An 11,092-nucleotide genomic window follows, 5' to 3' on the forward strand; every position below is an offset into this window, starting at 1 on the left:
CAGGTAGTAGGCGCGGAGGGTCGCCTCTCGCATGCGTGCGTCTTCAAGGTCGTTCAGCAGAGACCTGGCAACCCTCAGCAAGTCAGCCTCGGGCCGTTGCGCGGGTGAGGGCGAGGCGGCGAACGGGACGAAGGCCGGTCCCGGCGGCGGCGTGGTGAGGGCCGGCGCGGCAGGTGCGGGGGGCGCAGCCGGTGGATCGGGCCGGGCATCATGGGCGGCTCGCCAGCTCTGATACCAGGCCCGGGTGTCGCCCATGGCCTGCACATCCAGGCCGGTCTGCTCGGCGGCCACCGTGCAGGCGGCCACGAAGGACGCCACCCACGCCCATGCCGGGGCGCGTTTGCGTTTGCCGGTCAGGATGTCGTGGGTAGTGCTTGGCGCCAGCCCCCTGCCCTCGTTGTTCTCTGGAATGCGTATCGACAGCGTGTGCAGTCGAGACAGCGCCGGGGAGCCGGCCAGGCCACGCAGCTCGTTGAGCTGATCGACGAAGGCGCGTAGCGCCGCAACACGATGTTGTTCAGCCATCGCCCTTAGCCGGAAATGAGTGATCCGTGATCTACAAGTAGTAGCGGGAGTCATATTGGCATTAATCGGCGGCCAGGCTGAGGGAGATCGCATATTCCGCTTCGTCCGGGATTAACGGCCGTTGACCTGTAAGTACACAGTCCGGAGGCATCCGGATGACATCGGAGCGATCCGGATGACATCGGAGCGATCCGGATGACATCGGAGCGATCCGGATGAGTCCGGATGAGACCGGATGGAGTCGGACCGCTCCGAAGGACGCCGAAAATCCTGCCCGCCAGGCCGGGACGAAGGGATATCGGCGTCGAGAACGTAAATATTTCTCACCTTGCAAAAGGGTATTTATCCGGTCTCTTCCGGACATGTTTGAACCGGTAGCGGCCCGGATGGCGGCACCTTCATCGTTGATCGCACCCCTCAGTGCCGACGATGAAGGAGAAAGCCCATGGCGCACGCCCTGACTGCTTCGCCTGCCTTTCTCCGTGTCACCGGCACCCGGCCGGGCTCCCCACCCCCGCCGTGGGTTCACAACGACGACCAGCTACTGACCTTGCTGGTGACGGTGTGGGCCTTGACCACCGGGCGTATTCCGCCCAACCGCCCGGCTGACGAGCTCACCGAGACCGAGCTCATCGCGTTCTGGGCCGATGACCAGACCGCCGGATCCCCGGCGATGCCACCTCAGGAGCGACCCCGATGTTCTCTGTACCCGTGCTTCTCACCTTGACCACCACCGCGCTGGTGACGGCCGTCGCCTGCGCGCTCACCCTGGCCGCCGGCACCGCCTGGCCCACCGCCCTGCTCAGCGGCGGAGCCGCCGGCGCCGCCACCATGAGCCTGCTCATCCGCCTGCTCGACCAGCACCGCGACAAGCGCTGAGCGGCCGACCTCGAACCGGGCCGCACCGGTTGAGCATGAATCCTCCGGTCATGACCGCCACCGGCGCGCCCGCTCCGATCTTCATCGCCCAGGATTCCGCCATGAGGCCGAAGGAGAACAGCACCAAGGCCGGGCCGAGCAGGACGACGCTCATCACCGACTACGCACCGGACGGATCGACGAGTGCCTGATCCGTCCGGTGCACAGTACGTACGGCCCTCCCGGATCATGGTGCGGGCGGTCTAGCGTAGGCGCCGTGAGTGAACGAGTGACGAGTACGGGCCGGGTGGTGGTGCTGGTCCTGCCGGACGTGAACCTGCTGGACCTGGGCGGTCCTGCGCAGGTCTTCGACGTCGCGGCGCATCTGGGTGCCGATTACCGGTTGGAGTTCGTGTCCGATACCGAAGAGGCGGTGTCGGCACAGGGACTGAGGCTGGCCGGACTCGGCGCTCTGCTGCCGACCGAGCCCGGTGACCTGGTGCTGGTGCCGGGACCCCGGCTGAGGGATCTTCGGCCGAGCGAGCCGTTGGTTCCCGACTCGGTGACGCAGTGGCTGCGTACGGCACAGCGCTGCGGGGCCCGGATAGCGTCGGTGTGCAGCGGCGCGGCGGCGTTGGGCGAGGCAGGGCTGCTGGACGGGCGCCGGTGCACCACCCACTGGTCGCTCATCGAGGCGATGCGGCGGAGATACCCGGCGGCCCGGGTCCAGGACGGGGTGCTGTACGTCCACGACGGCCCGGTGAGCACCAGCGCGGGGATCTCAGCCGGGATCGATCTGGCGCTGTCGCTGGTGGAACGCGACCACGGCCCCGCCCTCGCCGCCGCGGTCGCCCGGGAACTGGTGGTCTATCTGCGGCGAAACGGTTCGGCGACCCAGATCAGTCCCTTTCTCCAGCACCGTTCGCACCTGCATCCGGCCGTCCACCGCGTACAGGACCATCTCGCCCAGCACCTGGACACCCCGCACACCCTCGCCGAGTTGGCCGCGGTGGCACACCTGTCCCCGCGCGGTCTGAGCCGGGCGTTCAGCACGTCGATCGGCATCAGCCCCCTGGAATACCAGCAGCAACTGCGCCTGGAACGGGCTTCGAGGCTGCTGGCCGACACGGACCTCGGCGTGGATGCCGTAGCGAGCCGTTGCGGCTTCCGCGATGTCCGGCACTTCCGCCGCCTGTTCTCCGCCCGGTACGGGATGCCCCCGTCCGCGGCGCGCAAGCACGCGCGCTGAGCGGCATACCTCACCCTGATCCCCCTTTCACGGCGCCGATCGCGCTGCCGTGATTTCGCTATGCCTCAATGGCCGTCACAGAAGAGAGCCTCCGGTGTCCCCTGTCCACAGCGGTCTGACCATGCCTGTCGTGCGCCGGATCGGGCGTGTCCTGCTGGGCGCCGCCTTGTTCCTCGCCTCCCTGGGCGGGATCTGCGCCGCCGGTGTCAGCACGGTGATGGGCCAGAGCTACCCCCTGTCTCATCAGCGCCCGCCTGCCCGGGGCTGGCCGGCCCCCAAGGCGATACCCGGCGGACGGATCACTGTCGCGATCGTGGTCAGCAACGCCGGCTCGGTCTCCGCCGACGTTCTCGCCCCCTACGAGGTCTTCGCCCGGTCGGAAAGATTCGCCGTCTACACCGTCGCGGCCCGGCGAACCCCGTCCCCGCTTTCCGGCGGCCTGCACCTGCTGCCCGACCACACCCTGGAAGAGGTCGGGACAGGTGCCGTTTCCGAACCGGACGTGGTGGTGGTGCCCGCCGTCATCGATCCCACCGGCACGGTGGAGAAGCCGTTGCGTGAGTGGATCGCCGCGCGGTCCCGGTACGGCGCCCGCCTGCTGGGCGTCTGCGCGGGCTCGGAACTCCTCGCGGCCGCCGGTGTGCTCGACAATCGCCAGGCGACCTCCTTCTGGGCCAACATCGGCTCCCTGAAGCGGAACCACCCCAAGGTGCGGTGGCAGAGCGGCGAACGCTATGTGGAGGACGGCGCGATCACCACCACGGCGGGCATCACCTCCGGCACCGTCGGCGCGCTACGCCTGGTCGAGCGGTTCGCGGGCGCGGCGGAGGCCCAGCGGATCGGGAGCGCGCTCCACTATCCCGGCTGGAGTCTGGACGGCTCCACCGCGATCACCCCGAACCACCTCGCCCTGTCCGACCTGCCGTACGTGCTGAACGCGGCGTTCCCCTGGTGGCGCCCCACGATCGGCATCGGGCTGGTGGAGGGAGTGGGAGAGATCGACGCCGCCGCGGCGTTCGAGGTCTACTCCGGTGTCTCCTTCAGCGCCCGCGCGATCCCGATCAGCGCCACCGGAACGGTCACCACACGGCACGGTGTGGTCCTGCTCACCGAACCAGCGGGGACGGCGGTGCCGCGTGTGGACCGGTTCGTGGTTCCGGGCGTGCGCGGCGACCTGACGCCCGCCCTGGCGAGCTGGGCGTCAGGACGGAGTCTCACACCGGAACTGCCCGGCGGCGGCCGGCGGGACGGCGAGTTCGGTTTCGACCCGATGCTCCGTGACCTCGCCGCCCATGCCGACAGCGCCACGGCCCGGACCACCGCCAAGTTCTCCGAATATCCCGTCGGACAGCTGCGCCTTTCCGGGGCCGGCTGGCCTTGGCGTCCCACAGTGATCTTCGTCGTCGCCCTGACCGTCTCCGTCGGCGTCGGCATGCTCACCGTCGCCGTACCGCGCCTGCTCCGCCGCCGTACGGCCGGCACAGTCTCGCGTTCCGGCAGGGGCGGGCCGGGGACGCCGCCGGCGCGGTAGCCAGGCTACGAGAAGTGCTGTCCGACCGGTCGCGGGTGCTAGGAGGACGCCTCCACGGCGCTCTTCTCCGCAGCCGGGGAGGTACCGCGGGCCGAGCTCGCCAGGATGCCCCAGAGGGCGCCGGCCAGCACCACCGCGCCCCCCGCGAGTTGCTGCCAGGTCAGGGTTCCGCCCAGCAGCAGCCAGGTGGCGAGCACCGTCACGACGGGCTCCAGCATGCTGAGAATCGACGCGCGTACCGGGCCGAGCGTCGTGGCCCCGGCGAAGAACAGGGCGATCGCGAGCACCGTCGACACGAGCGCCACCGCCGTCGCCCAGACCCAGCCCGCCGGCGCGAAGCCGAGGTCCAGCCCGCCCGATGCCAGCCCGAGCAGCGCGAACGAGCCGGTGGCGAACATCGACAGGTAGGCCGTGGTGACCGAGGGGGACAGCGAGGCGGAGACCCGGCTGCCCACGATGATGTACAGGGCGTAGGCCACGGCGGCCCCGACCGCCGCGAGCAGACCGGGAACGTCGAGGCCGGTGTCCAGACGGCCCACCACCAGGGTCAGCCCGGCCAGTGACACCAGGATCGGCCCGGCGACGGTCCAGCTCATGCGAGTGCGCTCCACCACCGCCGACAGGATGGACACGAGCGCCGGATACAGGTACAGCAGCAGTACGGCGAGGGCCGGCGAGATGCGCTGGACCGCCGTGAAGTAGAGCAGCGACTGGGCCGCGTACATGCCGCCGCCCAGCAGCGCGAGGGTCGCCCACTGCCGTCCGGTCAGCCGCCCGAGCCTGCCGCGCACTCCCAGCCATCCGAGGAACACCGCCGTCGCGATCGCGAACCGCAGCATGAGGAGCGTCGTCACCGACATCCCCGTGCCGTACGCGAAGGAGGCGAAGACGGGCATGAGCCCGAACGCCGCCGCCGAGATCAGGATCGCCGCGACCCCGCGCCGCATCACCATCACCACCTCCGGCGATCATTGTGACCTATGGGACTTCATCCCTGTCATCGGGTACCTTCGGCGGCTGGACGGTCCTGCCACACGATGTCCTGAGCGGCGGTGACGGTGATCGAGACGTGATCGCGCTAGGCTGAGCAGGGCCGAGGATCCGTGCCGGCGCGGCCCGCCCGTCCCCGAGGCGCGGCACCCCGCTGCCGCAGGCGGTCCCTACTCGCTGATAGGTCGTGTCGGGCATCCACCGCGTGTAGGGAGAGGCATGCGCTCGAAACAGGTGAGGTTCGAGACAGTGGCCGAGCCCGTCGATCCCCCCGAGCCGCGTCGCTCGCACTACGGTGTCCTGGCGGCGATCGCCGCCGGTGGCGCGATCGGCACAGGCGCCCGTTACGGTGCCGCCCTGCTGTGGCCGACCGCGGCCGGCTCCTTCCCGTGGACCACGTTCTGCGTCAATGTGGTGGGCTGCCTGCTGATCGGGGTCCTGCTGGTGGTGCTGACCGAGGTGTGGACGGCACCGGCCTGGGTGCGGCCGTTCCTCGCCACCGGAGTGCTGGGCGGATTCACCACCTTCTCCACCTACTGCCTGGACATCGAGCGCCTGGTCTCCGGCGGCAGGGTCGGCCCGGCGCTCGGCTACCTGGCGGCGACGCTCCTGGCGGCCCTGGCCGCGGTGGTCACCGGCGCGTGGGCCACCCGCCGGCTCCTGGTGAGGAGAATGCGATGATCCCGCCTGGACGGGCGCTGCGGTTGATGATCTTCACCGACGACACCGACACCTGGCGCCACCGCCCCCTGTACAGCGAGATCGTGCACCGCGCCCATGCCGCCGGGCTGGCCGGGGCATCGGTCTTCCGCGGCGTGGAGGGTTTCGGAACCACCTCGATCGTGCACACCACCCGGTTGCTGTCGATGACCGACGACCTGCCGGTGACCATCGTGATCATCGATACCGAGGAGCGGATCCGCGCCTTCCTGCCCCGGCTGGACGACCTGCTCACCGAGAGCCTGGCCGTTCTGGACGAGGTCGAGGTCGTTCGCCCCCGTGCCGGACGGGCGCAGTGAACTGGCTGCTGGTGCTGCTCGGCGGCGCGGTCGGCGCGCCGTTGCGATACCTGACCGACCGGGCCGTGCAGGCACGCCACGACACGGTCTTCCCCTGGGGCACCTTCACGGTCAACGTGGCCGGCTCGCTGATCCTGGGCGTCCTGGCCGGGGCCGCGCTGTCCGGGGCGGCGGGCACCGGCGTGCAGTTGCTGCTGGGCACCGGCTTCTGCGGGGCGCTGACCACGTACTCGACGTTCTCCTACGAGACGCTGCGGCTGGCCGAGACCGGCGCGGTGTTCTTCGCCGTCGCCAACGTCGTCGCCTCGATCGTCGCCGGCCTGGGAGCGGTGTTCGCCGGTCTCACCCTCGCCCAGGCGATCTTCGGGTGAGCCGCCCGCACGAAGGCCTGGGAACTTCGTACGGGCGGCCCCCATCGGCGGCCGGGTCTTCGAGAGCGGTGCGAGAACCGACGCGGTTCACTCCCCGTCGAAGGGGTGAGCCATCTCGTCCAAGACGTCGTCCATGACCTCGCGCAGGGTTCGGGTCTCGTACTCGTCGGTCCACATGTGCGTGGCGATGCGCAGCGAGACCAGGAAGGCGGCCGCCATCACCCGAGATCGGGCGCTGGTCTCGGAGTCGCCGCCGCGCTCTGCGATGACCTGGGCGAGCTCGCGTTCGAGGTTGGCGTGGTTGGCCAGTTGCCTGGCCAGGAGCGAGGGGTGCCTCTTGGCGAGCCTGGCGCGGATCACCCACTCCCTTTCCGGTCCGCCCACTTCGCTGTAGAGATCGTGCACCGCTCCGCGCAGCGCCCGCCAGGCCGATTCCTCGGCGGGGCGGGTGCGGACCCGCTCGAGCAGCAGGCGGACGCGCTGCTCGTCGCCGTAGAGGAGGGCGTCCTCCTTGCCGGCGAAGTAGTTGGAGAAGGTTCGTCGCGAGATGTTGGCGGCGTCGGCGATGGCCTCGACGGTGACGTGATCCAGGCCGTGCTCCACGGTCAGCCGTAGCGCGGCCTCGTGAACCGCCTGCCGCGTCTCGGCCTTCTTGCGCTCGCGCAACCCCATTGTGATCTGCATAACACGGACAGCCTAACGCCTGACACCATATATGCCCAATGGGCAAACTTTCTCAATGGGCATGTATGGTGTCATGGCCTGTTCCAGTTACCCGTACGTGGAGGTCGTGTGAGCACCCAAGCGGTCATGCCGCAAAGCACGGAGCCGATGACTCATCGGCAGATTCTCGAAGCGCTCAGCGGCCTGCTTCTGGTGCTGTTCGTCGCGATGATCAGCGGCACGATCGTGTCGGTGGCGCTGCCACAGATCATCGGCGCGCTCGACGGGACCCAGTCCCAGTACACCTGGGTGATCACCGCGTCACTGCTCGCCGCGACCGCCTCCACCCCGATCTGGGGCCGGCTGGCGGACCTGTTCAGCAAGAAGCTGCTCCTCCAGATCTCCATCGTCATCTTCATGCTCAGTTCGCTGGCCTGCGGGTTCGCGCAGAACGCCGGCCAGCTCATCGCCTTCCGCGCCATCCAGGGCCTGGGTATGGGGGCCCTGCAGGTCCTGGTCCAGGTCATCATCGCCGCGATGATCAGCCCCAAGGAGCGGGGACGCTACAACGGCTATCTGGGCGGGGTGATGGCCGTGGCCACCGTGGGTGGCCCGCTCCTCGGCGGCCTGATCGCCGACACCTCATGGCTGGGCTGGCGCTGGTGCTTCTTCATCGCCGTGCCGTTCACGGCGATCGCCTTCGTCCTGCTGCACAAGACGCTCAAGGTGGTCTCGGTCCGCCGCCCGAATGTCAAGATCGACTACGCGGGCGCCACGCTGATCGCCGCGGGCGTCAGCGTCCTGCTCATCTGGATCACCTTCGTCGGCAACTCCTTCGACTGGATCTCCTGGCAGACCGCGGTCATGGCCGGCGGCGGGATTCTGATCCTGGCCGTCGCCACCTGGGTGGAGTCACGGGTCAGCGAGCCGGTCGTGCCGATACACATCGTCCGCAGGCGCACCCCCGCCCTGGCCATCGTGGCCAGCCTCGCGGTGGGCATGGCGATGTTCGGCGGAGCGGTCTTCCTGGGGCAGTACTTCCAGATCGGTCGTGGCTACAGCCCCACCCAGGCCGGGCTGCTGACCATCCCGATGATGTTCGGCGTGCTGCTCTCCTCCACGATCTCCGGGCGGCTCGTGTCCAAGAGCGGCAAGGTCAAGCCGTACATCGTGGCGGGTTCCGTGGTGCTCACCCTCGGATTCCTCGGCCTGTCCCTCATCGACCACGAGACCTCGCTGGTGCTCATCTCGGCCGCGATGATGCTGGTCGGCATCGGCGTCGGCATGTCCATGCAGAACCTGGTGCTGGTCATCCAGAACGTCGTCCCGCTGCGGGAACTGGGTGCCGCCAGCGGTGCCATCACCTTCTTCCGCTCGCTGGGCGGCACCATCGGAGTCTCGGTGCTGGGCGCGGTCCTGGCCAGCCGGGTGGCCACCGGGATCGCCGAGGGCTTCGCGAAGGCGGGCATCCGGCCGTCCGGCTCCGGGGGCAGCACCCTCAACCTTGAGGCGCTGCCCGAAGCCGCGAGAACCGTCGTGCGCGCGGCGTACGGCGACGCCACCGGGCACATCTTCCTGATCTCCGCGGCGATCGCCGCGGTGGGCGTCGTCGCCGTGCTCTTCCTCAAGCCGACCAGGCTGCGCGACACCGTGGACCTGGCGGATTGAGTGGATGACGACTGCCCGCCCCGCGAGGTCGCCGGGCGGGCCGTCACCGTCCTGCCCCGCCCGGGCTCACCAGGCGGGACCCGGCACGGTCACTCCTCCTCTTCCTCGTCCTCGAAGATCTCCTCGACCAGCTCGGCGGCCACGTAGCCGCCGACCAGACCGGCCGCGCCGGCGGCCACCACCGCTCCCATTCCCGGACCGCTGTGACCGCCGTGGTGACCACCCTGGTGGGCGTACGGGTCGTGGCCACCGCCGTGGGCGTACGGGGCGTGGCCGCCCTGGTGGCCGCCCTGGTGGGCGTACGGGTCATGGCCGCCGTAGTGGCCGCCGCCGTGCGAGTACTGGGACAGCGCGCCCAGCCAGCCGTTGATCTCCGAGGCCCAGTCGCGGTGCGCCGCCTCCTGGTGGCTGGTCTGCCAGCGGCCGAAGGCGTCACCGCCGGAGCCGTAGCCGCCGGTACGCTTGTCGGCCTCCAGGACGATGTCCAGCCCACCGGGGTTGGCGATGAAGGTCAGCTCGACCTCGTTGATCTGCCCGGAGTAGGCGGGCGGCGGGTAGAACTCGATCTCCTGGTAGAACGGCAGCTGCTGGCTCACCCCGTAGATGTGGCCATGCTCCAGGTCGGCGCTCTTGAAGTGGAAGCCGAGCTGGGAGAACGCCCGCAGGAACGCCTCCTGGGAGGCCAGTGGCTCGATCTCGACCGGATCCATGTCGCCCTTGTCGACCGCCGCGGCGATCGCCAGCTCGGTGCGCACCCCCATGCCCATGCCGTGCAGGTGCTGCCCGGCGATCTCGGTGATCGGTGCCTCCCAGGGGACGGGGAACTGGAAGGGGACGGTCCTGTCCTCTCCGCTGCGCAGCCGGAACGGTCCAGAGACCTGTGTACGGTGAAGTTCCATCAGGCCGATCTGCTCACCCTCGCCGTGCTCAGATTCCACCCGGGTGACCAGGCCAAGCGTGATGTACTCGATGTCGGCGTCGAAGTCGCCGCCCTTGATCCTTACCTCGCCGCGCAGCAGCCCGCCGGGTTGCACGCGGGGGGTGGACAGGACGGTGTCCACCGACGGGGCCCCGACACCGAAGGCTCCCAGCATCCGTTTGAAGATCACGGCTTCCTCTCCTGCTTGTCCGTTGAACGTGACCGAAGAGCAAACGATCACCAGGCGTTCCGGGTTCCCGGCCTCTGCCGCAGTCAGGCGGCGCCGGGGAAACGGAGGTACCGCCCGCCGGCGCGGCGGCGGGCGAATGTCCTGCCGGCTGTCACCAGAGCCTCCCGAGGATGCCCTGGCCTTCAGGCCGGGGAGGAACCGGGAGCGGGAGGGCCGCCAGGGCCCGAGCGTGCCCAGACCGGTCGGTCATGTCGATCGGCTTCTTTCCGGGTCGTGTAGCCGTAGCCGTCTGCGCGTTGAAGGTGGCGGACGTGCCGGTGGTTGATCCCGGTGATGCGGCCGTGCCGGGTGGTGATGTCGAACGAGCCGGAGGAGCGGACCAGGACTCGCCCGGCGTGAATCCCGGCCTTCTTGCCTGCCGGGATGTTGGCCCGGACCAGGTCGCCGGTTTGGAAGCCGTGGTGCAGCTTGCTCCGTGGCCGGACAAGGCGGGGGAACCCGTATCGGTCGGGGGTGGTGCGGGTGTAGGTGCCGCGCCCGGTCGCCTTGGCCACGAGCACGGTGGACGGCCAGGCGGTCACGCTCTCCAGGTGGCCGACGTGCAGCGCGTCCAACGTGTGGGATTTCGGGGCGCCGGTGCGGGAACGGTTCCATTTGGTGCGCCCGCCGGAGGCGGTGTGAACGGGCAGGCCGGTCGCTTGCAGCGCCTGCCACAGTGCCCAGCGGGTGGTGTTGACGGCGGCGGCGTCGCGCAGCGGCGCTTTCGCCTGCTTGAGGATTTCCGCGAGAAGGGCAGGCTTGTCCTTGAGGAACTCCTGCACGGGGGTGGCGTTCTTGGTCTGGTTACACGGGATGCAAGCCAGGGTGAGGTTGCTGACGCGGTCGGAGCCGCCCCGGCTGCGGGGGTGGATGTGATCGATGTTCAACGGCACGTCCTGCTTGCCGCAGTAGGCACAAGCGCGCCCCCACTTGGCGAGCAGGTATTCGCGGACCTCGTACCCGGCGAGGGTGCCCTGCTGGTATTCCGCTCCTTCGAGCGGCCGCCCGGCCGACAGGGCGTGGGTGTCGAAGGAGACCTTCTCCACGTGCACGGCGGCCACGGGCGCCCA

12 protein-coding genes and 1 pseudogene are annotated in these 11,092 nt (G+C 69.5%); 8 read left to right on the forward strand and 5 right to left on the reverse strand.

The window, feature by feature from the left end:
• Window positions 1–525, reverse strand: a pseudogene (locus ABZ260_RS36295) (hypothetical protein); the annotation flags it as partial.
• A gap of 696 nt (window positions 526–1,221) precedes the next feature.
• Between ABZ260_RS36295 and ABZ260_RS36300 the strand changes: the two are divergent.
• From ABZ260_RS36300 to ABZ260_RS36315, 4 genes are all read left to right on the forward strand, one after another.
• Entirely contained in the window at window positions 1,222–1,404 is a 183-nt protein-coding gene (locus ABZ260_RS36300) for a hypothetical protein (RefSeq protein WP_355626645.1), read from the forward strand.
• Window positions 1,405–1,454: 50 nt separating this feature from the next.
• A complete protein-coding gene (locus ABZ260_RS36305; RefSeq protein ID WP_355626646.1) occupies window positions 1,455–1,595 on the forward strand; it encodes a hypothetical protein in 141 nt (46 codons plus the stop codon).
• Window positions 1,596–1,660: 65 nt separating this feature from the next.
• On the forward strand, window positions 1,661–2,632 hold the full coding sequence (locus ABZ260_RS36310) for a helix-turn-helix domain-containing protein (protein ID WP_355626648.1): 972 nt from the start codon (window positions 1,661–1,663) through the stop codon (window positions 2,630–2,632).
• Window positions 2,633–2,726: 94 nt separating this feature from the next.
• On the forward strand, window positions 2,727–4,163 hold the full coding sequence (locus ABZ260_RS36315) for a DJ-1/PfpI family protein (RefSeq protein WP_355626650.1): 1,437 nt from the start codon (window positions 2,727–2,729) through the stop codon (window positions 4,161–4,163).
• Window positions 4,164–4,201: 38 nt separating this feature from the next.
• Here the strand turns inward: ABZ260_RS36315 and ABZ260_RS36320 are convergent, their stop codons facing one another.
• The gene (locus tag ABZ260_RS36320) at window positions 4,202–5,116 is read right to left on the reverse strand and encodes a DMT family transporter (RefSeq protein ID WP_355626652.1); all 915 of its coding nucleotides are present in this window, start codon (window positions 5,114–5,116) and stop codon (window positions 4,202–4,204) included.
• A gap of 256 nt (window positions 5,117–5,372) precedes the next feature.
• Between ABZ260_RS36320 and ABZ260_RS36325 the strand changes: the two genes are divergently transcribed.
• Genes ABZ260_RS36325 through crcB form a run of 3 tightly spaced genes read left to right on the forward strand, consistent with a single transcriptional unit; the run spans window position 5,373 to window position 6,543 of the window.
• A complete protein-coding gene (locus ABZ260_RS36325; RefSeq protein ID WP_355626653.1) occupies window positions 5,373–5,834 on the forward strand; it encodes a CrcB family protein in 462 nt (153 codons plus the stop codon).
• Window positions 5,831–6,172, forward strand: a complete 342-nt coding sequence (locus tag ABZ260_RS36330; RefSeq protein WP_355626655.1) for a DUF190 domain-containing protein — start codon at window positions 5,831–5,833, stop codon at window positions 6,170–6,172. Before ABZ260_RS36325 ends, ABZ260_RS36330 begins: the two co-directional genes overlap by 4 nt.
• Window positions 6,169–6,543, forward strand: a complete 375-nt coding sequence (gene crcB, locus ABZ260_RS36335; RefSeq protein WP_355559554.1) for a fluoride efflux transporter CrcB — start codon at window positions 6,169–6,171, stop codon at window positions 6,541–6,543. Before ABZ260_RS36330 ends, crcB begins: the two co-directional genes overlap by 4 nt.
• An 87-nt stretch (window positions 6,544–6,630) precedes the next feature.
• Here crcB and ABZ260_RS36340 read toward each other — a convergent pair whose 3' ends face one another.
• A complete protein-coding gene (locus ABZ260_RS36340; protein WP_355626657.1) occupies window positions 6,631–7,227 on the reverse strand; it encodes a TetR family transcriptional regulator in 597 nt (198 codons plus the stop codon).
• A 147-nt stretch (window positions 7,228–7,374) separates the two neighbouring features.
• Between ABZ260_RS36340 and ABZ260_RS36345 the strand changes: the two genes are divergently transcribed.
• Window positions 7,375–8,874 (forward strand): MDR family MFS transporter, encoded by a 1,500-nt coding sequence (locus ABZ260_RS36345; RefSeq protein ID WP_355559573.1) that lies wholly within the window; start codon window positions 7,375–7,377, stop codon window positions 8,872–8,874.
• Between the two features lie 89 nt (window positions 8,875–8,963).
• Here the strand turns inward: ABZ260_RS36345 and ABZ260_RS36350 are convergent, their stop codons facing one another.
• The gene (locus ABZ260_RS36350; protein WP_355626659.1) at window positions 8,964–9,983 is read right to left on the reverse strand and encodes a sporulation protein; all 1,020 of its coding nucleotides are present in this window, start codon (window positions 9,981–9,983) and stop codon (window positions 8,964–8,966) included.
• A gap of 182 nt (window positions 9,984–10,165) precedes the next feature.
• On the reverse strand, window positions 10,166–11,092 hold a 927-nt coding region (gene iscB / locus ABZ260_RS36355; protein WP_355626661.1), incomplete at its 5' end, for an RNA-guided endonuclease IscB.

This window comes from Streptosporangium sp. NPDC006013 (assembly GCF_040614275.1).
Taxonomy (GTDB): domain Bacteria; phylum Actinomycetota; class Actinomycetes; order Streptosporangiales; family Streptosporangiaceae; genus Streptosporangium.

What these genes read in the sequence shown, in the direction of transcription:
- ABZ260_RS36300 (WP_355626645.1), top strand. Translation starts at nt 1,222, where the DNA reads ATGTTCTCTGTACCCGTGCTTCTCACCTTGACCACCACCGCGCTGGTG.
- ABZ260_RS36305 (WP_355626646.1), top strand. Translation starts at nt 1,455, where the DNA reads ATGACCGCCACCGGCGCGCCCGCTCCGATCTTCATCGCCCAGGATTCC.
- ABZ260_RS36320 (WP_355626652.1), bottom strand. Translation starts at nt 5,116, where the DNA reads ATGGTGATGCGGCGCGGGGTCGCGGCGATCCTGATCTCGGCGGCGGCG.
- ABZ260_RS36325 (WP_355626653.1), top strand. Translation starts at nt 5,373, where the DNA reads ATGCGCTCGAAACAGGTGAGGTTCGAGACAGTGGCCGAGCCCGTCGAT.
- ABZ260_RS36330 (WP_355626655.1), top strand. Translation starts at nt 5,831, where the DNA reads ATGATCCCGCCTGGACGGGCGCTGCGGTTGATGATCTTCACCGACGAC.
- ABZ260_RS36340 (WP_355626657.1), bottom strand. Translation starts at nt 7,227, where the DNA reads ATGCAGATCACAATGGGGTTGCGCGAGCGCAAGAAGGCCGAGACGCGG.
- ABZ260_RS36345 (WP_355559573.1), top strand. Translation starts at nt 7,375, where the DNA reads ATGACTCATCGGCAGATTCTCGAAGCGCTCAGCGGCCTGCTTCTGGTG.